The sequence below is a fragment of the Candidatus Neptunochlamydia sp. REUL1 genome (assembly GCF_963457595.1).
In the GTDB taxonomy this organism is placed as follows: Bacteria; Chlamydiota; Chlamydiia; order Chlamydiales; family Simkaniaceae; genus Neptunichlamydia.
Window position 1 is genome coordinate 530,870 of the sequence record NZ_OY735137.1, and the last position, 26,963, is coordinate 557,832.

Genomic DNA, 26,963 nt, shown 5'->3' on the forward strand with positions numbered 1-26,963 from the left:
ATTAAGAGATTCTTTTTTCAAGATTATTGAGTTCTTCAAGAATACCTTCTGGAAGATGTCCTTCCAAAAGCTTGTAATATTCACGGAGTCCCTTCACCTCTTCCTTCCAAAGAGAGCGATCGATTTCAAAGAGCTCCTTTTGAGCATTAAAATCTTTAGGCAGTAGGCCAACAGGACTATCAATTGCTTCCCCAGTTCCTTGACACCTCTCAAAGATCCATTTTAAAACATGGATATTCTCTCCAAATCCAGACCATAGAAACTCTCCATTCTTCCCTTTTCGAAACCAATTTGCATGATAGATTTTCGGGGCTTTGGATCCAAGAAGTTCTCCCATTTCAAGCCAATGGCCAAAATAGTCTCCCATATTGTAGCCACAAAAAGGAAGCATTGCAAAAGGATCGTGACGAAGCGCTCCAATCTTTCCAGCTGCCGCTGCCGTCATTTCCGAAGAAAGAGAGGCTCCCAAAAACGTGCCGTGTTGCCAAGAGAGACTTTCAATAACAAGAGGAACAACGCTTTCTCTTCGCCCCCCAAAAATAATCCCAGAAATCGGGACACCATTCACATCTTCAAAAGCAGGATCAATCACAGGACACTGCTTGGCAGGAGCAGTAAATCGAGAGTTCGGGTGAGCCACCTTTTCTTTTGAGTCTGGAGTCCAATCCCTTCCCTTCCAATCGATCAAATGAGCTGGAGGTGTTTCACTCATTCCTTCCCACCATACGTCGCCATCATCGGTAAGGGCAACATTGGTAAATATTGAGTTGCTCTTCATCGACTCCATCGCATTTGGATTGGAATCGTAAGAAGTTCCCGGAGCGACACCAAAGAATCCATTCTCAGGATTAATGGCATAAAGGCGTCCATCAGGGCCAATTTTCATCCAAGCAATGTCATCCCCTACGCACTCAACCTTCCATCCTGGAAGAGGAGATTGCAGCATCGCCAAATTTGTTTTTCCGCAAGCGCTTGGGAAAGCCGCAACAAAAAACCGCTTCCTTCCTTCGGGATTCGTGACTCCGACGATGAGCATATGCTCTGCCATCCACTTCTCATCTCGCCCTTTTGCAGAAGCAATTCGAAGTGCTAAACACTTTTTGCCCAGTAGAGCATTGCCCCCATACCCACTTCCATAGGACCAGATCTCTCGCTCTTCGGGGAAGTGTACAATGTATTTGCTATCAGCTCTACAGGGCCAAAAAGAGTCCTTCTCTCCCTTATCAAGTGGAACTCCCACTGAATGAAGACACGGAACAAAATCGCCATCGACCCCTAAAACTTCAAGCGCTTTTTTTCCCATTCGCGTCATAATAAATGTATTTGCAACGACATAAAGACTATCAGTGATTTGCACCCCTATGACAGAAAGAGACGAACCAAATGGCCCCATGCTAAAAGGGATAACATACATCTTTCTTCCCTTCATGCACCCTTTGAAAAGACCAATCAAGGTCTGTTTCATCTTCTTTGGCTCTTCCCAGTTGTTCGTCGGACCCGCATCCTCTTCCCTAAGAGAGCAAATGAATGTGCGATCCTCTACACGTGCAACATCCTCAGGATCAGAGCGACACCAGTATGACTTGGGACGTTTAGAAAGGGGAACAAAAACCCCCGCATCCACAAGCACCTGACACACTGCATCATGCTCATCCTGAGAGCCATCACACAGCTGAACGCTGTCAGGCTGACAGAGCTCCTCCATGTCTTTGATCCAAGCGGCTAGCCGCGCATGCTTCATCTCCATATTTCCCCCATAACATATAGGGAATACTAGTCGAAAGAAAAAATTTGGATAAACATCAAAAGAGCGCGGTCAACGGCTAAACTGCGGATTTTTTGAAAGTTTCGAGGTACTCGAGTGCCTTTCCTGTTCCCATGCAAACTGCCAGAAGAGGATTCGAAGCAACGATCACTGGAAGTCCTGTCTCTTTAATCAGAGCCTTATCCAATCCCTTGATCAAAGCTCCACCACCGGCAAGGACCATCCCTGTCTCAACAAGGTCAGCAGCCAGTTCGGGAGGACAACGCTCCAAGGTCTCCTTGGTGCAAGCAATGATTTGTTGAATAGGCTCTGCGAGACACTCCCGGATTTCAACAGAGTTGATTCGCTTAGTAACCGGGAGACCAGCCACTTGATCACGCCCCCTCACTTCCATTTCAAGCTCGTGATCCCCAAGAGGATAGGCAGAACCGATCGTCATTTTGATCTCTTCAGCCGTTCTTGGCCCAATCATTAGATTATAGGTACGGCGCATATAGTTGATAACACACTCATCAAATTCATCCCCCGCAATACGAATCGATCGAGATTCGACAATTCCACCAAGTGAGATAATTGCAATCTCGGTCGTACCACCACCTACATCAATAATCATATTCGCTGAGGGTTCATGGACAGGGAGGTCAACTCCAATGGCTGCTGCCATGGGTTCTTCAATAAGGATTACCTCTTGAGCGCCTGCTCTAAGGGCCGAATCTTCAACAGCTCGCTTCTCCACTCCTGTAATTCCAGAAGGAACAGCAATCAAAATCTTTGGACGAAATAGGCTACGCGATGGGGTCACTCGAGAAATAAGGGCTTTAAGCATCCCTTCTGCAATTTCAAAATCAGCGATAACACCATCCTTCATCGGGCGGACAGCATGAATTTTTTGAGGAGTTTTCCCAAGCATTGCTTTCGCTTTATGGCCAACAGCAAGGACGTCACTGGTCAAGGAGTCAACAGCCACCACCGAGGGTTCAGCCAGTATGATCCCCTTGCCTCGAACATAAACAAGGGTATTTGCAGTTCCGAGGTCAATTCCAATGTCACTTGCAAAAATACCAGTGAAGTGACCAAGTTTATTGATAAATCCTTGCTTGAAGTTCTTAAGGAGGCTTCCTTTTCCCTTTTTTGCGGCCTTAACTTTCATTTTCCAGTCCTTTTAGATCCAATTGTGCTATGAGATTCGTTCATCATAATGGACAACCAGATATAATTCATCAAGTTTGTAGAAGTTCGAGAACATCTTCCCAGGTAAGCTTGGTAATCGCCTCATCATCGCAGCTCACGATCTTCTTCACGATTCCTTTCTTTCGATTTTGCATTTCTACAATCTTTTCCTCAATCGTTCCCATTGTCACAAGTTTATAGACAGAGACTGACTCTTTCTGCCCAATACGGTGGACCCGGTCAGTCGCTTGATTTTCAACGGCTGGATTCCACCACATGTCATAGTGAATGACTGTATCAGCACCTACAAGGTTGAGCCCCGTTCCTCCCGCTTTAAGTGACACAAGGAAAACAGGGATGTTAGGATCATTATTAAATTCATTGGCAATATCGAGACGGTTTTTGCTCGACCCATCAAGGTAATTAAATCGAATACCTCTCTGCTCAAAGTCCGTTCTCATGATCTGCAACATACGGGTGTATTGCGAAAAAATCACCGTCTTATGCTGCCCTTCAATCAGCGTCTGCAGAAGTTCAAGAAGCATCTCATACTTTGCTGAATCCCCCACCTCTGCCTTTTCTTTCGCAAAGATAGCTGGGTGACAGCAGATCTGTTTTAGTCGAGTGAGAGTTGCAAGAACATGGATTTGCACTTTATCAAACCCATCTCTTTCAACCAATTTCATCAGTTCATCCCGAGCAGAATCTGCATAGGACTTATAAAGCTCTTTTTGAACATCGGTGAGTTGACAATGATAAACATTCTCACTGACAGGTGGAAGATCGTCCAAAACATCAACCTTCATACGCCGCAAGATAAATGGAGCAACTTTCTTTCGAAGGTATTGCAGGTTTTTAGCCTGTTCCTTACCAGATAGGCGCACATATTTCTCAACGAATCTTTCATAAGACCCCAAAAAGCCTGGCATCAGATAATCGAACAAGCTCCAAAGCTCATCCAAAGAGTTTTCAATCGGAGTACCAGAAAGGATAACGCGGTGTTGAGCTTTAACCAATTTCACCGACTTTGCGTTTCTGGTTCCTCGGTTTTTAATATGCTGTGCTTCATCAAGAATCATATAGGAAAAGGTTACCTTGCCATAAGCCTCAATATCTTTTTGGAGAAGACTGTAGGAAGTAATCACTACATCATAATCTTTAACATTTTTAATTAACTTTTTTCGTTGATTCGGCATTCCATCAACGATAAGAGTCTTTAGCTCGTCATTGAACTTATGACATTCTTCTTTCCAGTTGTAGAGAAGAGAGGTCGGACACACTACAAGAGCTGGAGTCTTTGCACCACTTTTATGTTGTGTCAAAGCGCAAATTGCCTGCAGTGTTTTCCCAAGACCCATATCATCCGCTAAAATTCCATTGAGAAACATTGTACGGAGACGCTCAAGCCACTGAACTCCCTCTTCTTGATAGTGACGAAGTGTTGCATCAACCTGCTTGGGAATCGGGCTGAACTTCAAAATCTTCTCCCCTAGCATCTGCTTACGAATATCTTTGAGCTGCGGTGTCATCGTAAAGGTAACAGGAAGGTCCTTAAAATTGGACTCATCAATATTTGCCAGACTCCAAAGAGGACGCTCTAACTTTTTGTTATCAAGTTTTTCAATTCCGAGTTCATCGAAAAGCTGGACAACGACCCCCACCTCATCAAGATCGAGCACGAGAATTTTAGGAATTTTGTTCCCATTCTCTTTAGCTTTAGCCGTTTTTTTCCGTCCCATATCAAGCTCGAGATACGCACGCCTAGAAACAATGCAATCCCATAGTCGATCTACTGTTACCCCTTTAAGAGCACCTTTCACCTCAATATTCATTTCATAGACATCCATCCGATCGGTGTGCGTAAGCGTAAGCTTGAACTTGGACTGATCATAAATGAATTGATCTAAGAGGTTTTGAGGATAGTTGAACTTGACCCGATGTTGATTTCTAGGAATCACATCAGTCATAAACTCGATAATTTTCTTCTCCGTCTTCGCTGCCCAAACTTGCTGATCAAGATCGAAGATAAAGTCTTGAAAGAGATCTTCAATAATTTTCTGCTCTTCGACTAAATTACGGGCAACAATTCCCTCTTCGGTAACAAAAGAGTCAATGTCATCAAACCCCAACTTCTTTGAAGACACAGGAACCGTATGCGTATCATAACGGAAAGAAAGTGCTGCATCAAGTTCGCCATTCAAGAAAGTTAGATCGCAAATCGCCTCAATCGAACCCACAAACGGAAGTGTCGTAAAGTGTTCAACAACACCGGCCATATCCACTTCTGCAAAAAGTGACATTTCGGGAAGCGCATTTTCCACAAAAGTTCCAAAAAGAGGTTCTGGAATCGTCATATCTCGCATCGGCACGAGACTGCGCAAATGCCGCCGTGTTATTTGCTCAGCAAATCGATAATAGACGTGATTGTAAATGATTCCAGGCTTTGCACACTCAAAAAAACGAGCATCTTCAAGGACAATTTTTTGTTGGTCGACAAGGAGCATCGGATTAAGCAAAATTTTTGATGTGGGAGGATGGATGTATTCTAGGGTAACACTAACATTGGCGTGAGATTTTGAAAAATGAATAGGAGACTCTAAGTTTTCTTCAAAAAGGCAAGGAAGTGTGGGAAGGTCATCATCCTGATAAGTCCACCCCTTTTGCTTCAACATTTCAGAGGCAATTTCCTCAGCCTTAGCCATGATCATTCCAAAGATTTTCACGTCTAAGCTTGCCATTTTCTGAGCGCGTTCATTGGTAACCTTTTCGGGCAATTTTGCATGATCCATTACAAGGCGCGCAATTTCCTGTTCACTTTCTTGGAAAGATTCTAAGGAAAAAAGATGACTCTTTCCTCCTACATAAAGAGGTTCCTGGTATCTTACGGCTTCTAAAAACTGACGAACATTCGGAATATGGAGAGGTTTTGATCTTGAAGGGAGGCGAAGAGCCAGTTGAACATCAACATTGCTCCCTTCCTTTTTGGGGAAGTGGAAGATAACCGCAAGCTCCGCCTTCTCGATTTCTCCCTGCTGAGCAGGGAGAAAGAAAGGAGATTTTGCAAGAAGAGAGGAAGCTCCAATGTATTCCTTAAGAAGCTCCTTTTGGTACTCTTCATCTTTCCTTTCAGCTTCTTTACTTTCAGCTTCTTTAACCGCTTCTAGAAGCTTTTCCTTCTCCTCATCACAGAAGCTATCATCATCAGTCACTTCTTCAATATCTGTTTCTTCTGAGAATTTTACCAAAATTTCATCAAGACACGATTCGAGATGAAAAAGAACAGCAGCTAAGTGTTGGCAATCATAATGATAGGGGCAGTTGCAATCTGAATCGATAGTCTCGCTATCCATCCGATCTATCTCGATTTCACTTTCATATGTATTATTATATTGGCCAAGAACTTTGGCGCTAATGCGGATGGTGGTAGCATCAAGATGAAGGATTTTAGCCGATAGAACTTTTTTAGTTTCAAAAAGATCTTTCCCTTCTTTTAAAATCGCAGAAGAAAAGTCCTGTTTAAGCTTCCTTAAATTCAACATCCGTTAACATCACCTCAATAACTCTATTATTTTTCTAAAAAACTATCTACGTTTTACCCTATTTTCGGTAACCCCTGCAACGGTTTTTTTCGCTCGAGCATGAACTATCAGTACCTTTTCTACAAAAAAAACTTCAACTCTTTTTTTGCTTAAAAGTTTTTCCTGTTCTTTAGTCTTTGAAAAAAAACTCTAAGTTTGTTATGGTGATTTCTTTTTCACACGCGGGTGTAGCTCAGTGGTAGAGCATCACGTTGCCAACGTGAGGGTCGTGAGTTCGAATCTCATCACCCGCTTTTTTTTACAAGACTGCATGAGAACGACCAATGACAGAACAAAAACCTAAAGAATTCAAATCCGACGCCGTGACCTTTACCGTTGAGCGAAAGCCCGAATGTATGGTCGAATACAATGTTAAATCTTCCCCGGATGTTGTGAAGAAAGCAAGGCGAGAAGCCATTAAGTCTGTGTCTAAGGAGGTTTCTCTTCCTGGATTTCGAAAAGGACGTGCTCCTGACCACCTAATCATAAAAAAATTTGCTGAACCCTTGGATGAACAATGGCAAAAAGCCATTGCAGACGAAACTTTCCGTGAATGTCAGAAGCTTGCTCACACTCCCCTCCTTAGCAATGATGCTCAAATCAGCTTCAAAATTATTAAGCATTCTCTGGAAGATGGGGCTGAAATGACCTATACATTCGAAACCGAGCCCGAAGTTCCTGAAATCGATTTGTCCAACATTGAGATAGAAGAGATCAAACGTGATGCCGTAGATGCTGGAAAGCTAGACGCCACCTTGGAAGATATTCGAATGTTTTTTGCTGAGTGGAAAAAAGTACCAGATCGAGTTGTACAGGAAGGGGATTTCGCTGTCATTAATGTCGACATTATCGAAGAAGATCCTCCTCAAAAGGCGCTTCAAAATGCTCGTTTTGAGGTCAGCAAAACTAAAATGGCGAAGTGGATGCATGATCTCGCCATGGGAATGAAAGCTGGAGACTCCAAAGAAGGAGTCAGTGAAGCTGATGCCGATGCTTCGGAAGAGGACAAAAAAGCCACACCTCCGAAAAAAGTGCGGATGACCCTGATCGCTGTAGAAGAAGCAAAACTTCCCGCTATTGATGACGCCTTAGCACAGAAGATGGGAGCAAAAAATGTTGCTGAAATGAAGGAAAACCTTGAAAAGCTTCTGAACAAACAAGCTGACGAGCATATCCAATGTGGTTACCGTGATCAAATGAGTGAATTCCTTCTTGAAAACTATCCCTTTGAGCTTCCTAAAACTCTCCTTCAGAAGGAAACCCAATTCCGAATCAAGCAGCTAGTCAATGACCCTGCCTTCCAGAAAAAACTCATGGCGATGAGTGAGAATGAAAGAAAGACGGCAATTGATGACATCCAAGTGCAAGGAGAGCGCGCTGTGCGTCTTTTCTATATCTCCAAAAAAATCATCCAAGATCAGAAAATTTCCGTCTCTCCAAACGAGGTTCACCAAGAAGTAAAAACTCCAATGGAAGCGATGTTTAGCGATCAATCTGATGTTTACACAGCGAAAGAAGAGTCGCAAGAACAAAAAGCCATTGCAATGTCTCGCTTAATCCTTAGCAAAGCGGAAGACTTCTTGATCAGCAAGGCTAAAGTTGTCGCTCCAAAGCCAAAGAAAAAGGTCGCTGCTCCTAAAAAGACACCCAATAAAAAAGAACCTGCAAAAGCAAAAAAAGCGGCCCCAAAGAAAACAACTGGAGCAAAAAAAGCGGCCCCAAAGAAAAAATCAACGAAGAGTTCTTGACCGAAGCTCATTAGATGTCTATAAAAGAATAAAACGTTAATTAAAAAGGAACTGACATGTCTTTGATACCCTATGTCATTGAAGATACTGGGCGTGGTGAACGCTCAATGGACATCTACTCCCGTCTTCTTAAGGACAGGATCATCTTCATTGGAACCGAGATCAACGATCAGGTGGCCAATGCTGTGGTTGCACAGCTTATTTTTCTACGCGCTGATGATCCCAAGAAAGATATCAGTATCTATATTAACTCACCTGGTGGTGTGATTTCGTCAGGCCTGGCAATCTACGATACTATCCGTTTCCTAGGAATCGACGTAAACACCTACTGCTTAGGACAAGCTGCCTCAATGGGAGCTCTTCTTTTGGCAGCAGGAACAAAAGGAAAGCGATTTGCCCTTCCTAATAGCCGGATCATGATCCACCAACCACTTGGGGGGATCACTGGTTCATCTGCTGACATCCATATTCAGGCCCAGGAAATTCTAAGAATGAAGAGGGTCCTTGCTCAAATTATTGCTGAACATACTGGGCAACCCCTCGAAAAAGTCATTGAAGATTCTGACCGCGACTTCTTTATGAGCGCCGAAGATGCAGTAACATATGGATTGATCGATAAAGTGGTTATCCCGACTAAAGGAAAAAAAGATAAATGAGCAAACCGACGAACGGATCCCAAGAAATGGCAGCCTGCTCTTTTTGTGGGCGAACAGAAGATGCTGTTGAAAAACTCGTCTCAGGTCCTAATGCCTTCATCTGCGACAAGTGTGTCCGTCTTTGTATGGATATTGTCGAAAAAAAAGCCGTTAAGCATGAGATCAAGCTCTTAAAACCCATAGAAATCAAGGAGCGCCTAGACTCCTATATCATTGGGCAGGAAAAAGCAAAGAAAACTATTGCTGTTGCCGTTTATAACCATTACAAGCGCATTCGCTCCCTCTCCAATGACAAAGATGAAATGGAGTATAGCAAATCAAATGTTCTCCTTCTTGGTCCAACGGGTTCGGGTAAGACTCTCATAGCCCGCACTCTTGCAGAGGTCCTCGATGTCCCCTTTGCTATTGCTGACGCAACAACCCTCACTGAAGCTGGATATGTCGGGGAAGATGTTGAAAATATCATCCTCCGCCTTGTCCAAAATGCTGACTACGATATCGCAAGAGCTGAGCAGGGAATTATCTATGTCGATGAAATTGATAAGATCCGGAAAACCTCAGGTAATGTCTCTATTACTCGGGACGTTTCAGGGGAAGGAGTGCAACAATCTCTTCTGAAAATCGTTGAAGGAACGGTCGCCAATGTTCCCCCTAAAGGAGGACGAAAGCATCCGAATCAAGAATATATCAAGATTAATACCCAAAACATCCTCTTTATCGTTGGAGGAGCTTTTGTTAACCTCGATAAAATCGTAGCAAAACGTTTAGGAAAAGGGGTCATTGGATTTGATACTGAACAGCAAGACCGTGCGTTCGATGCGACAGAAACCAATTATCTCCTTTCAAAAGTTGAGACAGAAGACTTAGTGGAATTTGGCCTAATCCCTGAATTTGTAGGGCGCTTTAATAGCTTAGCAAACTGCAATGAACTCACCTTGGATGATCTTGTAGAGATCCTTGTGAAACCAAAAAATGCAATTATTGGTCAATACCAGCGCCTCTTCAATGAAGATGGTGTGGACCTATCGTTTACAGAGGGTGCGCTAAAGGCGGTTGCTGCCAAGGCAAAGAAATCAGAAACCGGCGCGCGTGCGCTTCGAATGATTGTTGAGACTCTCTTAATGGATTTGATGTATGAAGTTCCTTCCGATCCTACCGTCAAACAGGTAACCATTGAAGAAGAATGTGTGACTGATGACAAACCACCTGTCATCAAACATTCAAAAGAAGAAGCCGGTTAAGCTGTTGCTGCTCCAACTCTCTCTGCTTTGTAGGCACTTCCTGCTCTATAAATTTTGACTTGGTGACCTGCTACAGCTTCTCGATGATAGGCTAGAGCTTCTTTAAGAACATCTTTTACAACGTCTGACGCTCCAGAATAACCCGATAAATCTCCATCTGTAGGTGCTCCAGTAGGGGGCCGAAGAATTGCACTTAATATGAATCTCTCACCCTTAGGGTCTTTAAAAACCTCTCTACCAACAGTCTCATGGTGAAGTTGACCTCGTGAATCTCTCTCAAGTCTGCCCTTTGAATCTGTCCTATAAAAGGTGCTTCGATTTAAGGCCTGGGTCGCTTCTAGAACCTCTAAGCGGCGCGTGGCATGTGTATTACTTGGAGTGTTGGGTGCGGCCAGATAATGAACAAGTGTTCCAACTTCAATTGCCTGCTGCTTATCCTGCTTCGTTGGTATGTATTTTGTGCGAAGGAAAAGGCTGACATTCTCTCTTGAAACCATATCAACGTAATCACGTGCGATCGTTTTTGAAAGCTCAAGACGTCGTCTATCTGTGACTTCTTTAGCCGCTGCAACATCATCTTCAGCTCCTGGCCCTAAGGTAGCCAAATGTTCAGGGCCTGAAAGAGGAGCCAAAAGCTTTTCTCCTGAACGAGCAAAAGAACCACCTACAAAGGTTCCGCTATCACCGTTCCAACGTCTTTCCTGAAATTGATGAGTTCTAGTCAGCTCTAACAAGGTAAAATGCATGACTGTATCGTGTGAAGATCCGACCTCTTGCATCACTTGAGTTATCTCTTTGAGCTCACCCTCAATCTTTTTAATCGAGGCTATTTGCTCTTCAGTTTCTTCCTGCGCTTGAAGTGCTTGTAGCTCCGCTAGTTTCTCGGTACGTTTTGTGGATAATCCACCTAAAATTGAGCGTTTAAAGTGCGCGGCTTGTTCAATTTTATTGAGTGCCTCGGCTCCTTTTTGATTGACTTGATATTCACCAAAGAGCCTTCCGCCTCTTTTTTTCAAGAATCCAAACTGAGCCATTGTATCACCGTACTTACCATGCTTAGAGCTACGCTTTACTCCATCATCTTGAACAGAAAAGGGACGGTAAAGTTCTAAGCCATTTGGATTTCCAGCATAATCATATAAAAAACAATCTTTTGTTTTTCCAACTTCGCGCTCAGTTAGGGTTTTAATTTCTCTATTAATAGAAAGAAGCTTCGTGAAAACGTTATCTACCATCTCATCATTGACATCATCAATATCCTGGTCTTCTAAAAGACGCTCGATATCAGCTTTGTCGGTAAGATCATACTTTACTGGAGGCTCTCCCGGTCTATTATAGACCTCAACAAAGTGCCAGGTTAAGCTATAGCTAATTGCCTTATTTGGCATTTCACCACGCCCACCTACTCCAATAATATGTTTAATCTTGGCGAATTGAACATCCACTTTGTGTTGACGCTCATCGTCAGGAACTTCTTCTTTATCAACTGTTTTCTGCAGATCAACGGAACGGCTAAATCCTTGGCCCTGCATGGCAGCAGTAGAAAAAACCATCTGCGCTTTGCCCGCACTGAGATACTTTTCGATATGTTCCTCGTCAAATTCTGCGTCCGGTTGAGCAACTCGAACCAAAACCACCCCATTCTTAGGTGTAGAATCAACTTCAACCTCTAAAACTGCTGTCAATTGAAAGTCTTCAACCGTGAGGGTAGCTTCTGGTCTTTTCTCTTGAAGTTTGTTACCGAAAACTTCTCTTGCTGTTGCTGCTGTGAGCAGAGACTCTACGCCAGTAGGCTGAGTTCCTGCACCTTTTATAGAGTCAGAAGAAGTCTGAGAGTCGCTTGAAAGCGCATTTTCTCTGGCTGTGGAAATATTTCCATTCACTTCTACATCACCATTCACTTCTACATCAGTACCAGATAAGTGCATGCTGTTTTCAGGGGTAAACCTAACATTGCCTGTAAGTACTCTTTCCATTGTTTCAAATATCCCTATTATTTTACTTAATTATATCATATTATCAATTTAATTTAAATAATTTACAAAAATTGAATTTTAATTAAATACATTAAAGTTAAACGTTTATGACATACACAACTTATTTTTAAGTAGTTAGGGTGTAAAATAGCTAGAATTAAGCGCTCTGATGACGATCAACACTCGCCAATTGGCTAAACTGCTGGATGAGTTGGGTCATTTCAGAGGCCGTGTCGCTGAACTGCTTATCAGCTTGCCCTTCAATCGCTTTATCAAGATCTTGGCTCGAAGTTCGGTAGATTTTGAGCTTTTCTTGAATTGCTTGCTCTAAGGTCTCATTTGCTTGCAAAAAATTCCCAACTGAGTGGGGAACAGCCTGCACAAAGCCATCAAGCATACGCATATATCCTTGCCATCTATCCAGACGATTCATATTGAGTTTATTTTCATTTTGTTTTCTCTCAATCGCTCGACTCATTGCGTCATAGCCATCTTTTGCTTGAGTCGCATCTGCATTCTTAATGTGATCAGCTCCCTGTTCTGAAAGCTTATTCTTAATCACATCATCGGTCTCTGCGGTATGCCTGTTATAAGTCTCAAGAGCCGCTTCATTCGTGTCCTCTGTCACAGGTGTGTCCATCACACTGACTTCAGCCACACGCGATTTGTAAGCATCTTGATATTCTTGAGCATTTTCAATTTCTTCAGTTCCGTTCTCTGCAGTTTTTAAATTGTAGGTATCGATTCCAAAAGAAACAGCCGTTGTTCCTAGACTTCCTGCAGCACCAGCGATGCCAGCCAAGCTTGATCTTGAAGCCCCTCTTCCTGATGATCTAAACTAGACTCTGTTGCATCTGCAGAAACTTTTGCATTCGCTTGTTGTCCTTTAATTGCATCGTTCATAATTTTGATGAAGTAGGTCTCAAATTTTGCTAAGTTGTGAATCATGGATGCTAATGCTGGATAAATCGTTGCACCTGATGACATATAAAAGTTGTAAGTTGTGCTGTTTCTCCAAGGAAGTCTTCCATATGGTGAACGATTTCAAGCTCTTCAGAAACGGTATTGATGTCATTGATTACTGAGGGTCAGATTCACGCATTTTCCTCTATCGAGCTGGAAGAAGTTCATTGATTTTTGAGGCAGGATGACTCATAACCCTTCTAAGGATATCATCAAGATATTCCCTTGGGTTGATCTTCAAGTTCCTGCAAGTTTGTACAAGCGATAATAAGGTCGCTGTCGCTCCCCCCCCCCTTTTTTTTTCACTCCCAACAAAGAGCCAGTTCTTTCTCCCGATGGCAAGGGGGCGGATCGCTCTTTCGGCAACATTATTGTCTATTTGCGCTTCAGGATCAGAGAGGTAGTTTTTCAGGTAAGGAATGAGCCCTGAAAATAGACCAGCGCTTTTTGATCTTTCGACTTAGAAAGGTCTTTTCTTTTGGTGAGCTTGTTTTTAACCCTCTCTATCAAGTCGTTAATAATCGGCTCTTCTTTTTCCCATCTTGATCTAGTTGATAAATACGGGCATCGATGATCCAATAGCGGTCTAGATCTGGATTAAAATAAACACAATTAACGATCCCGATTCCCATGACAGTACTGTGGGTGTTTCCTGAATACTGCCATCTTGCTAACTCGATTTTGTTGCTTCCACTTTTATCAAGCACTGAATCATCGAATATCAAATACCCTCTTTCAGAGTATACAATCTCTTTCTACACCCTTTCTCAAATCGCTTTGCTTGGAAGCTTGCTTCCGTTTAAGTGTCTCCGAACACTGTCATGCTTTAATCCTTCAACAATATCTGCAAAGTAAGTGGCTGTGAAATTATCAACACCATTCACCAGGAATTGTCCATATGTTTGAGTTGTTACCCGCATTACATTTTTTACCTTTTACGCAGCCAGTTAGTAGGCAATCAGAATAAAATAAATTTTAAATTGCGAAAGTCCTGTCGTTTTGTGAATCTACGGAAACCCGTCAGTGGCCCCTTTGTTTAGGGCAGCCTAGACAACAATGGGGTATTGTCCTTTATTGGTCATCTTGATCGAGTAGCTCATTAAAAAACCCTCTCAAACAATCGGACAATGTCATTATATGTTAAGTAGATAAACATAAAGATAAGCAGAGCAACAAAGGGAATCACCAGCCGCTGCATCATTTTTGCCGTCATCGGTTTTCTTCGAATCTTCTCTATGATAGAGAAACAGATATGCCCTCCATCTAGAACGGGAATAGGCAGAAGATTTAGAATTCCTAAGTTGACGCTAATCGCTGCTAACCAAAAGAGGCCTTCTTTAACCCCCACTCTCCAGTTCTGCTCCATGACTTGCACGATGAAAATAGGCCCCCCAAATTGCTTGGGACTAAGAGATCCGGAAATAAGGTGAGTGAGGTTGCGTGCAATTTCACTAAAGACACTGCCAAAAAGAGAAAAGGGATTGGGGTTGTAATTGACAAGGCGGTCTGTCAAGGCAACACCCAGCATGAGGCGATTTTGAAAATGATCTAACTCAGCGTATGCAAGCTCTCTCTGCTCAGCATCCGGAATTTTCTCGATGGCTTTCTGTTGCGTCACCAAAGTCTCTTGAAATTTTTTTTCTTCTTTTTCGGTCATCGGAAAGTCTTTCAAGCGGATCGGTTTGACCGGCTCAAGCAAGTGGAAATCTCCACTCTGCATAACAGGAGAAAGGGTTCCAATTGAGCGAGCGATCGGTTTAAGAGCTTCCCAATCGATTCCACTCAGAAACACATGGTCTTCGTTTTTCCAAGAAAGATCAAGAGGCGCTTTTCCTCTTTTTACAATGATCTGTACCCGGGGATTTTGAAGCTGTTTCAAAAACTCTACAGGGTTTGTTACAGGAATTCCATCAATGGCAATAATGCGGTCTCCAGCACGCAACATTGTATCCAAATGAGAGGTTTTGTTCAAAGAAGATGCTCTAGAAACTTTTGAGTCTTCATCGATATAGTAGAGCCCGTTTTGCACGCTCATATCGTAAGAAATGTTGTAAGGAATAAACGCGTAAGACTCCCCCTTTTGATTAAGTCCTGCTCCATATTTCCAGTCTTTCATCTCTATGACTTCTTCGCGGCCTAAGCGAAGATCATCAATTGGAACTCGTGGGACTTTGGCTAAAAAGGTCTGTCCACCCCTTTCAACGGTTAAAAAGGCTTTATTGCTATTGAGAATACCTGAGAGTTGTTCGTTCGAAAAGATGAGTTCTCCATTGGCCCATACAATACGGTCTTGAGGCAAAATACCGCTGCTTGCCATGGGGAGATTTTCATATCCTGGAGCTTGATAGATTAAATAGCTCGCAGGCGCTAAAACCCCAATCGTCTTCATCCCTTTCTGAATGGCAGGACTCTCGTATGGAGTCACAGTATAGTCGTAAGGGGTTTTTTCTTTTGTGAAATAGTCGATTTTTACCCCTTCGATATTCGCTGGATGACCATTAACAACAGCTGCAAATAAAAGATCTTTGTACCCTTCAAACGGCTCGTCATTGTACTCTAAAATTGCATCTCCAGGACGGATTCCATTTTGATAAAGTTCCGAGTGATGATCTACATATCCAATAAGTTGTGTAAACTGCGAGAAAGGCTTTTCCCTCCCTCCAAGAGCCCAAATGACCGTGAAAATGGCTACAGCAAAGACAAGGTTTACAACAGGACCGGCAAGAGCCACTTTGATCCGTGCCCACGGCTTTTTCGAGTAAAAACCATCTGGAACTTCATAGGGCTCGAGGTCGCCCTCCTTTTCCATACCTGCAATGCGGACGTAGCCTCCAAAAAAGATAGGACAAAATTGCCATTTGACCCCTTTCCGCATCCAACTAAAAAGTGGCTTTCCAAATCCGATACTAAAGACTTCAACACGCATTCCATTGCGCCGCGCAACGATATAATGACCCAACTCGTGGATAAAAACGAGAAGGTTCAGTCCGAGAATCGCTAAGATAATATATATGATGCTTTGCAAGGTGTCCTCACGCAGTGGTTGCAAGTGAGCGCGCCATTTCATCAACTTCAAAAAGAACGCTTAGGTTCTCCTGAGGCTGAGCGTTGTGCGCACCCATTAAGGTTTCTAATTTTTTTCCAATCTCGATCCAATCAATCTTTCCCTCTAGGAACCGTTGGACAAGCACTTCATTCGCTGCATTCATAAAGCAAGGAAGAGTCCCCCCCTCCTTTGCAGCTTCAAAAGCAAGCCCCAGACAAGGAAATTTTTCCCACTCAGGGGTAAAAAACTCTAGTTTAGAATACTTTGTAAAATCGAAACAAGAGGCAATTCCCTTTTCTCGCTTTGGATAGGTCATCGCATACTGGATGGGGATCTTCATATCATGCTCTCCCATCTGGGAAAGAAGAGAACCATCGATAAATTCGACAAGGCTATGAACAATGCTTTGAGGGTGGATAATCACGTCAATTTTTTCAAGAGGAACATCAAATAAAAATTTTGCTTCGATCACCTCAAGCCCCTTATTCATCAAGGTAGACGAGTCGATGGTAATTTTTTTCCCCATGCTCCATGTCGGATGCTTGAGCGCGGAGCTTGGAGTGATTTCCTCTAGCTCTTTTTCTGAAGCCGTTAAAAAAGGTCCCCCTGATGCTGTCAGGATTAACTTGCGGATCCCGCTAGGACATTCTCCCTGAAGGCACTGAAAAATCGCGCTATGTTCGCTATCAATTGGGATAATATCAACATTTTTTTTCCTAGCGGCCCCCATAATCAGTTCTCCAGCAGCAATCAGCACTTCCTTGTTCGCAAGCCCGATTGTTTTACCCGCTTCGATTCCTTTTAGGGTTGGGAGGATTCCCATGGCACCAACAATCGCGGAAACAAGGAAATCTACTTCGGGAAGCGTTGCCACCTCAATCAGCCCCTCCATCCCTGAAACAATTTTAAATTCGGGAAGCCGGCTCCTGAGCTTATGAGCTTTTTCCTGGTCAAAAACAGCAATACAATTGGGGCGAAAGGCACGTGCCTGCTCTTCTAATAAATCAATGTTGGAATGAGCAGCAATTCCATCCACTCGGTATCCTAAATGTTTGGCAACCTCTAGGGTATTGCAACCAATCGATCCCGTACTTCCTAGTATTGCAATCCGTTTCATGAAGTTGCCCTCTCTGATTGAGATATTAAGCGTTTAATGATCCCACATACAAAGAAAGCTCCAAGAACTGTTGCAGCAAGTCCCGACGTAGAAAGTGGAATATGATACACAGAAAGGACATGTCTGGAAAGAGCTACCGAAAAGGCCGCTGCCAAGACTCCAATTCCTCCTGCTAAAAAGAGGAGGGGTTTTAACCGATGGGTAAAAAATCGAGCAGTGAGGACTGGAGCAACCAAAAAGGCTAAAAAGAGAAATGCCCCAACCGCACGAAATGAACCAATAGCGGTTATAGCCGTCTGAAACATCAACAGGTAGTTGAAAAAGATAAGTGAAATACCCATGTTGCGCCCAAGTTGAGAATCAAACGCCAAGAGTTCCAAACGACGGAAAAATAAAAAGACCAGAGCCGTATTAAACAGAAAGAGGTAAAAAACCTGCTTCATATCGGATGGATGGAGCGCATCAACATTTCCCATAATTGCTTCGATTCCAAGATGACTATTACGCGTTAGCGTGGTAACAAGGACGACCCCTAGAGCAAAGAAGGCAGTAAAGATCAGCCCAATGCTTGTATCTTCCTGAAGGCGGAGTTTTTTATGGAGAAATTCCGTACTAAAGGTTGTACAAAGAGCCGTAATCAAAGCCCCAATGAGCAAGGTCGGCACACCAATGTTATAAATCCCCTCACCTCGCGTAATCAAAAAGGCCCCTACGATCCCCAATAAGACGGTATGAGAAAGGGAATTGGCAAGCATCGTCATTTTCTTAAGAACAAGAAATGTTCCAACTAGAGCGGAGGAAAGGGCGATCATGATGAGAACCAAAAGTTGCACTTCATCAGATGCAAGAGAATGTGCATCCCCTGTTAGCGCTAAGAAGACCCGCTTAAAGAGAACACCAAAGAAACCAAAAAACGATTGACCTGTATAGGGATTCATAATCGTTCCCCCTGAGGAATAGGCTTTTGATGAGGATCTTTTTGGGGATGATTGAGAAGAGCTGTCAACCGCTTCTCCAAGTCTGGGGTAATAATATGCTCCATCTCCTCGGCACTGTGGTGAACCCTTTCCTCATCCACTTTTAGGCATGAGACCAAATAGAGTTCCCATAATCGATGCAAACGCACTAAATATCCAGCGCGGGCGATTCCATCACGAGTAAGCAAAAGTTTCCCCTCTCCGCTTTTTACAACCCACCCTTCTCGCTTCAATGTAAATAGTGCCCGTTGCATTGAGATTCTCCCCATAGAATTCCACTTTAAGATTCCCTTTTGGCCAAGCGGCACGTCAACCCCTTCTTTCCATAGAGTCTTCAAAATATTTTCCAGATGGCACCGCCTCCTAAAACGTGCACTGCGGATCATGCGAGCAACCGCACCCTTTTTAGGGGCAAACAAAAGTGAAAGAATACTGAGAGAAACAGCCGCTAAAAGAATCATAGGGCCCGTAGGATAAGTTGCTCCATAGGCGCTTAACTTTAGGGATAAATAGTTCCCTCCAAAGCCGCTGATAAGACCAAATAAACCTGAAAGAATTAACAGATGCGATAAACGGTCAGTAAAAGAGCGGGCAGCGGCGGTAGGAGCAAGAAGCATTCCCGACATCAAAATCACCCCAACAGATCGAATTCCTACAACAATTGAGAGGATCAGAAGAAAAAAGATCCCCCTGATTACGCGCTGCATTGATAATCCCTGGCTATGCGCATAAGGAGCATCAAACAATGCAACTTCAATTTCTCGGAAACGGAAGAGAATGAAAAGAGCAACTATAGCAGAAAGTACCCCATAAATCACAATATGCATATCACTCATCGTTGCAGCTTGCCCATAAATAAATACTTGGGATTGTTGGTGCCAAAGGGGATGGGTAAACTGAATCCTACTGGCAAAGACTACCCCCATGCCCAAAAACACGGAGAGGGTTAAACATAGAGCCGCGTCTAAGTGAATGCGGAATTTGTTCCGGAGCTTCTCGATGACTTCTAAACCAAAATAGGAGGAAAGAAAGGCACCGCCAAGAACAACCAAAATAGCAAGGGGATGATTCGGAGCTACAAAAAGGGCTCCTACAATGACACTCAAAACAACACCTGGATATGCTGCATGAGAGAGCGCTTCGCCCACTAAACTCCTCCGCTTAACAACCATCAATGTTCCGATTAAAGCAGAGGACAAACACATAAGCATCGAGCCAATCACTGGAGCTCGGTAAAGAGGGTCAATGAAATAATCAATAAACGACATCAAACAAATCCCGCTTTCTGCTCTCCAGAAAGACGGGTCGCTTCATCAAAAAGCTCCCCTCTTTGCCCATAGGCGAGAGAGAGATTTCGAGGGGTCAGCGTTTCTTCTACATCGCCATAGGCTACCAAAGAGGTGTTCAAAAGAAGCACTTGATCAAAATAATGAGGTGCAGTGTTTAAGTCATGATGTACAACAAGGATTGTTTTTCCTTCCTCTCGAAGTTTTTTGAGAAGCCGAATAATAATATCTTCCGTCGCTTTGTCAACAGCAGCAAAGGGTTCATCGAGAAGAAGAATCTCTGCATCTTGAAGGAGCGCACGCGCGATAAAAAGGCGCTGCTGCTGTCCACCAGAAAGAGCACTAATCTGCCGGTCGGCTAAATCACCCATCTCAAGCCGCTCAAGCATTTTCTGGGCTGCTTGTTTATCAGCTTTTGTATACCACTTTAGACCGCGAAGCTTTCCAAAGCGCCCCATCAAAACAACATCAAACACAGTAATAGGAAAATCCCAATCAATACTCCCTTTTTGAGGAACATAAGCAATTTTTTCGTTAATTTTATTGAAGGGTTTTCCAAAAAATCGGACATTTCCAGATAGGGGCTTCACAATTCCTAATAGGGCTTTAAGAAGGGTGCTTTTCCCTGCTCCATTAGGGCCAATAACTCCCACAAGGCTTCCTTTAGGAATCGAAAGATTGATATCCCAAAGAGCCGAAGTCTTTTCATAATTAACTGTAAGTTGGTGTATGTCTACTGCATCTTCCATAATTATTCTTGAGGTAATTCTTGGCTTAGGGTTCGAACATTGTGTTCAATCATCTCTAGGTAAGAATCTGCACCTGTCCCTTTGACTCCCATTGTATCCCCGTACAGGGAAGTTGTCGCGATTTTAACATGGAGCCCCTTTTCACGACAGATGGATACAATTTTTTTTAAAGCATCTTGATTAATGTTAGTCTCCGGAAAAACGATATGAATCTGATGTTCACAGAGAAATTCGCTCACTGCCTGGATATCAAGAATACTCATTTGTCCATCCGGAGCAAGCCCCTCTGGGGCCATAAAGCGTTCTTCCCAGTTCTCTTCCCCCGGCCTGGAAAGATACTTTTTTGCAAAATAATAAAACGCATCATGACTCGTCACAAGATACCGATTTTGAGGAGGAATCGATTGAACTTCCTCCATTAATGCACGATCTTTTGCAATCATTTCGGCTTTAAGTGCTGTTCCTCGCTCTCTGAAGAGCTCTGCATGGCTGGGATCTTTTGCCGAAAGGGTGGTGACAATAGGATCAATTATTTGAGAAAAAAGAGCCACATCCATCCAGAAATGAGGGTCAAGGGAGCCATCAATGGTAATGAAGGATGCAGGGTTTTCTCGGTAAAGAATGTCTCCTAACCCAATCGCCTCACCGTGAGACTTTAAATGTCCTCTGAGGCTCGCCCCATGCTCGAGCCCTAGCCCGTTATAAAAAATCACATCAGCAGCAAGAAGTTTCTCATCATCTCCCTTTACAAGCTCATAGCTATGAGGATCAAGGTCTCCGATAATAAGACTCGTATGATCAATCTCCTTGCCACCAATAACAGCCACCAGGTCATCAATCATGGCTGTAGTAGAGAGCACCTTAGTTTTTCCATTCGGCTCCATAAAAGGGCCATTTACTCCTGTGCCGCAACTACAAAGGATACATGCTACAATTAGAATGAACCATTTTTTCATCGATCTAAGTCCCTTAATAACGAAAAAGGATAAATCCCCTTCGAGCACCCTGAAGAGAAGAGAATCTGAATCCCATAATTTCCCACACGGGCAATTTTCTCTCCCATACTATCTGCAAGAGGTTTCTTTCCTTCTAAACACTCTACACAAGGACAGTGCGGCTGGACATCTGCAAAGCGGTAAAGACTTTTCTTACCGTCCAACCATTCAATTGAGAAATGATACCTATCATCGACCTTTATTTTATACCCTTTTTCTTCCTCAAGAAGAGCAGTTATCTTTTTCGAAAGTGTATCAAAGATAGGAGTTGATTGAACTTTTTTATGCATGTTTAATGAAGGATCTATTGGAATTTCTGAAAGAAATGGAACTCTGAATTCTTCAGAGAGGGCTTTTCCCCCGCCTTCTCCAAAAAGGAGATGACGCTTCAAAGATCCTGGCTCAGAAAAGTAGCTCATGTTTTCTACAACCCCAAGAAGAGGAACCCCCATCTGAATACACATACTCATCGACTTTCTAACATCAAGGAGAGAGAGTTCTTGAGGCGTGGTCATCACGATGGCCCCATTAAAGGAGAGTTTTTGCATTAAAGTAATTTGTATATCCCCCGTCCCTGGAGGAAAATCTACAAGGAGAAAGTCAAGCTCTCCCCATTCAACTTCCTCGATAAACTGCGAGATAATCTGGGTGGCTATCGGAGCACGCACAACCGAGGAGCCCTTATCTCGAGGAAAGTAGGCCGTAGACATCAGCGAAATCCCCCCAGATTGGGCGGGGAGGACTTTTTCTTCCTCTGTCCGTGGCCCGCGGTCCTCAGGGAGAAGGTGGCGGATAGAAGGGCCATATACATCTGCGTCAAAAACTCCTACCCTGTGCCCACTCCTATCTAGAGCAAGGGCCAGCTGCCCAGTAAAGGTGGACTTTCCTACCCCTCCTTTCCCTGCGAGAACTCCAATAATAAACTTTGCTTTAATCAATTTTTTTATTTTCTTGCGCTGTTTCCATAAACACATGACTCCAAGTGGTTAAAGGGAATTCTTTACTAATTTACTAAAGACCTGATCTTATTAAGCCGAGGAATTCCAATGCAACAGTTAATTCTTGCTCAAAACTCCCTTGTTATACTAATCTCACTCAAATATGAAACTATCTCGACAGAGATCTAGAACTAAAGAGAATGAACTTCAAAATAAGTATTGCATATAAAAAGAGAAACACTATATAAGCATGTCGAGAATAGAAATTAAATAGCGAAAGTTGAATTTTCATTATTATAAGTTAAATTAAATGTTTATTTGTCCAACTCGTTGGATTGTCATAACAAGTATAGGAAAAAAGGTGGCTTTATGAGCTTTACTGAAGAACAAACTGTTAAAACTAACACCAAAAAGCTTGAAGATCTGGAAGGTGTAATCTCTAAGGCCATTAAGAAGGTCAGAGGCAGAAAAGAAAACGATCTTTGCAAATACATTCCAATGAACTCTGGTGGATACATGCACCACTTCACTCTTAGAAAAATGAAATACAAGGATCCGACGGAATTGTCATCACTCATTGAAAAATTTATTATTCGAGCTGATCGCCCCCTGGTTGTTCCTCCGAAGCAGAGAGCTGCTCGTGGTTCTAGAAAGAAAAAAGACAATCTGGCTTTCTCAAAGCTTCAGCTTGAAAGACTTCTAAATATGGCAAGGCTATCTGGAGACAAGGAAATGATCGCCATGCTAAGCCCAAAAAAATCTTTAGCACACACCAAGCGAGAGCTTATTCAGTCTCTTCGCCATGAGATCGTTGATCATGAACTTTGGAATGCTTATGTCGAATCTGTAAATGCTCAGCAAGCAATGATCGCTGCGGGTGCAGAGGCAATGATCGACAATTAATTCTCTTTAAAAGGAATTATTTAAAAAAGGACGCTCATTGAGCGCCCTTTTTTTTTGTTGATTTCTATCTCGAATGCTCTATAATGTCTGTGATTATAGCTGAAGTATTCTCTACGATTTTCCATAATAGTTCGGAAAAGCACAGTGAATGTTTCAAAAGAATTTTTATAAGGAACGAAATATGACGTCAACTACAAAAGACTTTGGAAAGTGGAGATCCCGCCTATGGCCGGTGCATCACTTTGAGCTCAAAAAGCTCATTCCGATGGTTCTTCTCTTCTTTTTTATTCTATTTAATTACACAATCCTCAGAGATACAAAAGATACCCTTGTTGTAACAGCTGCGAAAGGTTCCCAGGTAATTCCTTTCTTGAAGTTTTGGGGAGTATTGCCCTGCGCTATCTTATTTATGCTTCTCTATGCGAAGCTAAGTAACAAGCTAAGTAAGACAAAGCTGTTTTACTACTCAGTTATTCCTTTTATTGTCTTCTTTGGATTATTTGGAACAGTCCTTTACCCCCTAAGAGACTCTTTGCATCCTAACGCTTTTTGCGACATGTTGCAAACCACTCTCCCCGACGGGTTCAAAGGATTGATTGATGTCATCCGTAACTGGACTTTCTCCCTCTTCTACGTTATGTCGGAGCTTTGGGGAAGTATGGCAGTCTCGCTTCTATTCTGGGGATTCGCTAATGATATCAGTAAAGTCTCTGAATCAAAACGTTTCTACACCATTTTTGCGATGTTTGCGAATGTCTCCCTGATCATTTCAGGGCGGTTTATTAAATGGGCAGCGAAGATTCGTGAGGGACTGACTGCTGGAGACCCCTGGCAAGTGACTCTAAACTACACCATGTCCATGGTTGTTGTTGCTGGTCTTCTTGTCCTAGGGATCTATTGGTGGATTAACAAATACGTCCTAACAGACAAGCGTTTCTATGATCCAGGTGAGCAGAAGGCAGGAAAGAAAAAGAAGCCAAAACTTTCTATGAAAGAAAGCTTCATGATGCTTATCCGCTCTAAGTACCTTGGATGTATTGCATTGCTCGTAATGGCATATGGAATTTCCATTAACCTTGTTGAGGTCACTTGGAAAGATCAGCTGCATCAGCAATATCCAAACTTTAACGATTATCAGGCGTTCATGGGAGGCTTTTCTGAGAAAACGGGTATCATTACCATCCTCATTACATTCTTCCTCGGAGGATCTGTTGTAAGGCGTTTTGGATGGGGTAAAACCGCTCTCATTACTCCTGTGATGCTCCTCGTCACTGGTGTGGCATTCTTCTCGTTCATTATTTTCCGCGGTAGCCTTTCTGCTACAATTGCAGCGATCGGATCTACCCCATTAATGCTTGCGGTCGTCTTTGGAACGATTCAGAATATCGCCAGTAAATCATCTAAATACTCCTTCTTCGACCCAACCAAGGAAATGGCCTACATTCCCCTTGGACAGGAAGAGAAAGTTAAAGGTAAAGCGGCGATTGACGTTGTTGGCGCCCGTCTAGGAAAGTCTGGTGGATCTTTGATCCAACAAGGTCTTTTCTTTGCCCTTAACACAGCAGTCGTTGGAGTCATCGCACCTTTCGTTGCGATTATTCTCCTAGGGATCATCTTTGTATGGATCGTCGCTGCTCGCTCTCTAAACAAGCGCTTCCTCAATCTTACTTCTCAGCGAGAAGAGGAAAAAGCTGCCGAAGAAGCGAAAGAGCTGGAAGAAGCAGAGCCTGCTACAAAAGTGGAAGCTCCTGTGGAAACCGCAAATACTTAAGAGAAGACTTAATATCTTTTCGAAAGCCCTCCCTCACCGGAGGGCTTTTTTTTACAATATTCTTGAAATATAAATCAGGAGATTTAATAAAATGAAATTGAATAGTGGCTGCTGCAAACCATGCGATAACTCGACCCTCTGCAGTCTAGCTCAAAATACCGATCTTGATCAAACAAACGGTTTAGAACGAGTAGGAATGGTCAATGAACAAGATATTAAAGAAACCGTCGCTAAAATATTGACGGAAATTCTTGCTACACAGTCTAAACCTTCTCCTGAAGCGATCAAACAATATAACCAACTACGAATTTCTTTAATGCTTCTCACATTGGCAGTATCAATATACAAGTGTCATAAATATTTTTTCACCTCAACGCTTTTAGGAGCTTTAGCCGAAAAAGCAGCCAGAGATTTAAAGATTAAAGGATGTGAAAAGTTTTCTGAAAAAATTGACCAGCAAAAACAGTTAGAAGCGTCTGGTTGTTTAGATATTGTACCTAAGATTTTTGGTCTAAAAATGGATTCTAGAATTACACTTGTTTTTGCAACTATCATTTTTTTATGCCATATTGATCATAATCACTCTCTAATGAAAAGAGCCTCTGTTGTTTATGTTGGCATCACTTCTGGGTTTATGATTTACCATATGCTGGAAAATAAAAAAATATTTACCACAGAAAAACCAGTATGATTATTAGGCTCTAAGACCTTTGAATTTCAAGAATCCCTATCTCCACTTAGGGGGTTTTTTTGCAAGAATCTAAGAATGAAGAGCAAAATACAAAAATCGATATCCCTGGGCTTCTCCTATTGATTGTTGGAATAGGTGCTCTTATTATGGGAGTCATCCAAGGCCCTGAGTGGGGTGGAGCAGCCCTGTGATTTTAGGAATATTTGCACTGTCTATTATTTGCCTCCCTCTATTCTACTTTGTGGAACACCGCGTTTCTTCCCCCTTGATTCAGTTTGAATTTTTCAAAAAGAAGAATTTTTTGCGGCTTGTATAGGGAATTTCTCTGTGATCTTCCTTTTTTTCGGGGTCTTTTTCTCCATTCCCCTATATCTCCAAACGATTCTAGCTTACTCCCCCTTTGTATCAGGGATGTTTATTCTAGCCATTTCAGCTCCTTTTGCTATATAGCTAAAGTGACTTAAATTAGTTATAGGCAGTGCTCCTTGAAAAGTTCGTCTATTCCACATTGATATTTTCTTCGCTTAGACTTTGCCTGTGCCCACTTGTGTTCAATAGGGTTTAGATCAGGGGAATAGGGAGGAAGATATTCCAAGGTATGGCCTGCAGCGTGGATCTTCTCTTGCATAGATTTGCTTTTATGGAATGAAGCATTATCCATAACCAGAATACTTTCAGAGGGAAGTTTCGGTAGCAAGTCCTCCTCTGCCCAAATGGAAAAGGCGTCTGTATTAATATTGCACTCGAATAACGCAAGTGTAAGGAGGCTTGTTCCAAGTAATGCCCCTATTGCATTTGTTCTTCCTTTTGCTCCCCAATCATGAGTACCAAAACATCGCTGTCCTATTTTGGAGTAACCGTGGGTGCGGGGCATATCATGGGCAAACCCGCTTTCATCAATATATACAATTGGCTTTCCCAAACGTTTATATTCTGCGATTTTTCCTTGAAAGATTTGTCTTTTTGTTTCGCAGGCCTTGGGATGGTTGAGCGTTTTTTTTATAGCTAATTCTTAACCTCTTCATGGCACACCGAATGCCTGAAGTGCTTACTTTGAGACGATGTGCTCGTTCATAGTTGAAGGCATCAGGGTATTTCTTGATATCCTCCATCAAGATCTCTCTATCAATCTTTATTGCAGGTCTGATTTTAGTGCGCCTCGGCTCTAACCTCTTAGACCAGAGAAACACACTATTTACACTTACTCCAAAGCGTTTTGCTACTTGGGCAAAGCTTAATTTTTCTTTGCTTCGGATTGATAGAACTTTTTTTCTAAAATCTAGCGAATATGTCATTCAAAAAATTATAACTAAAACGAAATATTTTAGCTATAGCTTCTCACTATGTTGGAATGATTTCAGACAAGTTTGAGAAAAAAAACTCGTTATCTTAG

The 26,963-nt window shown here is 42.7% G+C and carries 23 protein-coding genes, 1 tRNA gene and 1 pseudogene; 8 read left to right on the forward strand and 17 right to left on the reverse strand.

The features are described 5' to 3' along the window. Nucleotide 1: 1 nt before the first annotated feature. The 3 genes from R2I63_RS03145 to R2I63_RS03155 all read right to left on the reverse strand — a co-directional run bounded on the left by R2I63_RS03145 (nucleotide 2) and on the right by R2I63_RS03155 (nucleotide 6,474). Nucleotides 2–1,747: a phosphoenolpyruvate carboxykinase (GTP) gene (locus R2I63_RS03145; protein WP_316358742.1), complete on the reverse strand. Its 1,746-nt coding sequence runs from the start codon at nucleotides 1,745–1,747 to the stop codon at nucleotides 2–4. A 76-nt stretch (nucleotides 1,748–1,823) separates the two neighbouring features. Continuing rightward, nucleotides 1,824–2,915: a rod shape-determining protein gene (locus R2I63_RS03150; protein WP_316358743.1), complete on the reverse strand. Its 1,092-nt coding sequence runs from the start codon at nucleotides 2,913–2,915 to the stop codon at nucleotides 1,824–1,826. A gap of 70 nt (nucleotides 2,916–2,985) precedes the next feature. Beyond that, nucleotides 2,986–6,474: an SNF2-related protein gene (locus R2I63_RS03155; protein ID WP_316358744.1), complete on the reverse strand. Its 3,489-nt coding sequence runs from the start codon at nucleotides 6,472–6,474 to the stop codon at nucleotides 2,986–2,988. A 221-nt stretch (nucleotides 6,475–6,695) separates the two neighbouring features. Between R2I63_RS03155 and R2I63_RS03160 the strand changes: the two genes are divergently transcribed. The 4 genes from R2I63_RS03160 to clpX all read left to right on the forward strand — a co-directional run bounded on the left by R2I63_RS03160 (nucleotide 6,696) and on the right by clpX (nucleotide 10,158). Further along, a tRNA-Gly gene (locus R2I63_RS03160) sits at nucleotides 6,696–6,767 on the forward strand. Nucleotides 6,768–6,797: 30 nt separating this feature from the next. Beyond that, entirely contained in the window at nucleotides 6,798–8,261 is a 1,464-nt protein-coding gene (tig, locus tag R2I63_RS03165) for a trigger factor (protein ID WP_316358746.1), read from the forward strand. 56 nt (nucleotides 8,262–8,317) lie between these two features. After that, nucleotides 8,318–8,917, forward strand: coding sequence for an ATP-dependent Clp endopeptidase proteolytic subunit ClpP (gene clpP, locus R2I63_RS03170; protein ID WP_316358749.1), 600 nt, complete (start codon nucleotides 8,318–8,320; stop codon nucleotides 8,915–8,917). Continuing rightward, nucleotides 8,914–10,158 carry an ATP-dependent Clp protease ATP-binding subunit ClpX gene (clpX, locus tag R2I63_RS03175; protein WP_316358751.1) on the forward strand — a complete coding sequence of 415 codons (1,245 nt, stop codon included), beginning with the start codon at nucleotides 8,914–8,916 and terminating at the stop codon, nucleotides 10,156–10,158. Before clpP ends, clpX begins: the two co-directional genes overlap by 4 nt. Here the strand turns inward: clpX and R2I63_RS03180 are convergent. From R2I63_RS03180 to R2I63_RS03235, 12 genes and pseudogenes are all read right to left on the reverse strand, one after another. After that, on the reverse strand, nucleotides 10,155–12,134 hold the full coding sequence (locus R2I63_RS03180) for a hypothetical protein (RefSeq protein ID WP_316358753.1): 1,980 nt from the start codon (nucleotides 12,132–12,134) through the stop codon (nucleotides 10,155–10,157). The two genes, clpX and R2I63_RS03180, sit on opposite strands and share 4 nt — an antisense overlap. Before the next feature lie 157 nt (nucleotides 12,135–12,291). Next, a complete protein-coding gene (locus tag R2I63_RS03185) occupies nucleotides 12,292–12,936 on the reverse strand; it encodes a hypothetical protein (protein WP_316358755.1) in 645 nt (214 codons plus the stop codon). After that, nucleotides 12,903–13,121 (reverse strand): hypothetical protein, encoded by a 219-nt coding sequence (locus tag R2I63_RS03190; RefSeq protein ID WP_316358758.1) that lies wholly within the window; start codon nucleotides 13,119–13,121, stop codon nucleotides 12,903–12,905. The genes R2I63_RS03185 and R2I63_RS03190 overlap by 34 nt, the downstream gene beginning before the upstream one ends. A 121-nt stretch (nucleotides 13,122–13,242) precedes the next feature. Beyond that, on the reverse strand, nucleotides 13,243–13,518 hold the full coding sequence (locus R2I63_RS10595; RefSeq protein WP_445083670.1) for an IS66 family transposase: 276 nt from the start codon (nucleotides 13,516–13,518) through the stop codon (nucleotides 13,243–13,245). A gap of 106 nt (nucleotides 13,519–13,624) precedes the next feature. Continuing rightward, nucleotides 13,625–14,017: pseudogene (locus R2I63_RS10600) on the reverse strand (IS701 family transposase); the annotation flags it as partial. 179 nt (nucleotides 14,018–14,196) lie between these two features. Beyond that, nucleotides 14,197–16,122, reverse strand: a complete 1,926-nt coding sequence (locus R2I63_RS03205) for a M50 family metallopeptidase (RefSeq protein ID WP_316358767.1) — start codon at nucleotides 16,120–16,122, stop codon at nucleotides 14,197–14,199. 7 nt (nucleotides 16,123–16,129) lie between these two features. Next, complete coding sequence (locus tag R2I63_RS03210) at nucleotides 16,130–17,260, reverse strand: 1-deoxy-D-xylulose-5-phosphate reductoisomerase (protein WP_316358769.1); 1,131 nt, start codon at nucleotides 17,258–17,260, stop codon at nucleotides 16,130–16,132. Then, nucleotides 17,257–18,198 carry a metal ABC transporter permease gene (locus R2I63_RS03215; protein ID WP_316358771.1) on the reverse strand — a complete coding sequence of 314 codons (942 nt, stop codon included), beginning with the start codon at nucleotides 18,196–18,198 and terminating at the stop codon, nucleotides 17,257–17,259. Before R2I63_RS03215 ends, R2I63_RS03210 begins: the two co-directional genes overlap by 4 nt. Continuing rightward, entirely contained in the window at nucleotides 18,195–19,505 is a 1,311-nt protein-coding gene (locus tag R2I63_RS03220) for a metal ABC transporter permease (RefSeq protein WP_316358773.1), read from the reverse strand. The genes R2I63_RS03215 and R2I63_RS03220 overlap by 4 nt, the downstream gene beginning before the upstream one ends. Next, complete coding sequence (locus tag R2I63_RS03225; RefSeq protein ID WP_316358775.1) at nucleotides 19,505–20,272, reverse strand: metal ABC transporter ATP-binding protein; 768 nt, start codon at nucleotides 20,270–20,272, stop codon at nucleotides 19,505–19,507. The genes R2I63_RS03220 and R2I63_RS03225 overlap by 1 nt, the downstream gene beginning before the upstream one ends. A 2-nt stretch (nucleotides 20,273–20,274) precedes the next feature. After that, the gene (locus R2I63_RS03230; RefSeq protein WP_316358777.1) at nucleotides 20,275–21,228 is read right to left on the reverse strand and encodes a metal ABC transporter solute-binding protein, Zn/Mn family; all 954 of its coding nucleotides are present in this window, start codon (nucleotides 21,226–21,228) and stop codon (nucleotides 20,275–20,277) included. Continuing rightward, nucleotides 21,225–22,205: a P-loop NTPase gene (locus tag R2I63_RS03235; protein WP_316358779.1), complete on the reverse strand. Its 981-nt coding sequence runs from the start codon at nucleotides 22,203–22,205 to the stop codon at nucleotides 21,225–21,227. The genes R2I63_RS03230 and R2I63_RS03235 overlap by 4 nt, the downstream gene beginning before the upstream one ends. Before the next feature lie 369 nt (nucleotides 22,206–22,574). On the opposite strand from R2I63_RS03235, the gene R2I63_RS03240 reads away from it, so the two are divergent. The 4 genes from R2I63_RS03240 (at nucleotide 22,575) to R2I63_RS03255 (ending at nucleotide 25,761) form a co-directional block, all read left to right on the forward strand. Beyond that, a complete protein-coding gene (locus R2I63_RS03240; RefSeq protein WP_316358781.1) occupies nucleotides 22,575–23,108 on the forward strand; it encodes a hypothetical protein in 534 nt (177 codons plus the stop codon). Nucleotides 23,109–23,289: 181 nt separating this feature from the next. Further along, complete coding sequence (locus tag R2I63_RS03245) at nucleotides 23,290–24,879, forward strand: NTP/NDP exchange transporter (RefSeq protein WP_316358783.1); 1,590 nt, start codon at nucleotides 23,290–23,292, stop codon at nucleotides 24,877–24,879. 91 nt (nucleotides 24,880–24,970) lie between these two features. After that, a complete protein-coding gene (locus tag R2I63_RS03250) occupies nucleotides 24,971–25,570 on the forward strand; it encodes a hypothetical protein (RefSeq protein ID WP_316358786.1) in 600 nt (199 codons plus the stop codon). A 59-nt stretch (nucleotides 25,571–25,629) separates the two neighbouring features. Further along, nucleotides 25,630–25,761, forward strand: coding sequence for a hypothetical protein (locus R2I63_RS03255; protein WP_316358789.1), 132 nt, complete (start codon nucleotides 25,630–25,632; stop codon nucleotides 25,759–25,761). Between the two features lie 278 nt (nucleotides 25,762–26,039). Here the strand turns inward: R2I63_RS03255 and R2I63_RS03260 are convergent, their stop codons facing one another. Both R2I63_RS03260 and R2I63_RS03265 read right to left on the reverse strand, forming a co-directional pair. Next, nucleotides 26,040–26,573: an IS630 family transposase gene (locus tag R2I63_RS03260; protein ID WP_316359726.1), complete on the reverse strand. Its 534-nt coding sequence runs from the start codon at nucleotides 26,571–26,573 to the stop codon at nucleotides 26,040–26,042. Continuing rightward, a complete protein-coding gene (locus tag R2I63_RS03265; protein WP_316358055.1) occupies nucleotides 26,497–26,865 on the reverse strand; it encodes an IS630 transposase-related protein in 369 nt (122 codons plus the stop codon). The genes R2I63_RS03260 and R2I63_RS03265 overlap by 77 nt, the downstream gene beginning before the upstream one ends. Between the last annotated feature and the right edge of the window lie 98 nt (nucleotides 26,866–26,963).

Bases quoted from the DNA above. Each gene is read 5' to 3' on its own strand.
- R2I63_RS03145 (WP_316358742.1), bottom strand. From the start codon at position 1,747: ATGGAGATGAAGCATGCGCGGCTAGCCGCTTGGATCAAAGACATGGAG.
- tig (WP_316358746.1), top strand. From the start codon at position 6,798: ATGACAGAACAAAAACCTAAAGAATTCAAATCCGACGCCGTGACCTTT.
- R2I63_RS03190 (WP_316358758.1), bottom strand. From the start codon at position 13,121: ATGTCATCAGGTGCAACGATTTATCCAGCATTAGCATCCATGATTCAC.
- R2I63_RS03210 (WP_316358769.1), bottom strand. From the start codon at position 17,260: ATGAAACGGATTGCAATACTAGGAAGTACGGGATCGATTGGTTGCAAT.
- R2I63_RS03245 (WP_316358783.1), top strand. From the start codon at position 23,290: ATGACGTCAACTACAAAAGACTTTGGAAAGTGGAGATCCCGCCTATGG.
- R2I63_RS03215 (WP_316358771.1), bottom strand. From the start codon at position 18,198: ATGAATCCCTATACAGGTCAATCGTTTTTTGGTTTCTTTGGTGTTCTC.
- R2I63_RS03225 (WP_316358775.1), bottom strand. From the start codon at position 20,272: ATGGAAGATGCAGTAGACATACACCAACTTACAGTTAATTATGAAAAG.
- R2I63_RS03240 (WP_316358781.1), top strand. From the start codon at position 22,575: ATGAGCTTTACTGAAGAACAAACTGTTAAAACTAACACCAAAAAGCTT.
- clpP (WP_316358749.1), top strand. From the start codon at position 8,318: ATGTCTTTGATACCCTATGTCATTGAAGATACTGGGCGTGGTGAACGC.
- clpX (WP_316358751.1), top strand. From the start codon at position 8,914: ATGAGCAAACCGACGAACGGATCCCAAGAAATGGCAGCCTGCTCTTTT.
- R2I63_RS03155 (WP_316358744.1), bottom strand. From the start codon at position 6,474: ATGTTGAATTTAAGGAAGCTTAAACAGGACTTTTCTTCTGCGATTTTA.
- R2I63_RS03150 (WP_316358743.1), bottom strand. From the start codon at position 2,915: ATGAAAGTTAAGGCCGCAAAAAAGGGAAAAGGAAGCCTCCTTAAGAAC.
- R2I63_RS03180 (WP_316358753.1), bottom strand. From the start codon at position 12,134: ATGGAAAGAGTACTTACAGGCAATGTTAGGTTTACCCCTGAAAACAGC.
- R2I63_RS03220 (WP_316358773.1), bottom strand. From the start codon at position 19,505: ATGTCGTTTATTGATTATTTCATTGACCCTCTTTACCGAGCTCCAGTG.
- R2I63_RS03250 (WP_316358786.1), top strand. From the start codon at position 24,971: ATGAAATTGAATAGTGGCTGCTGCAAACCATGCGATAACTCGACCCTC.
- R2I63_RS03230 (WP_316358777.1), bottom strand. From the start codon at position 21,228: ATGAAAAAATGGTTCATTCTAATTGTAGCATGTATCCTTTGTAGTTGC.
- R2I63_RS03265 (WP_316358055.1), bottom strand. From the start codon at position 26,865: ATGACATATTCGCTAGATTTTAGAAAAAAAGTTCTATCAATCCGAAGC.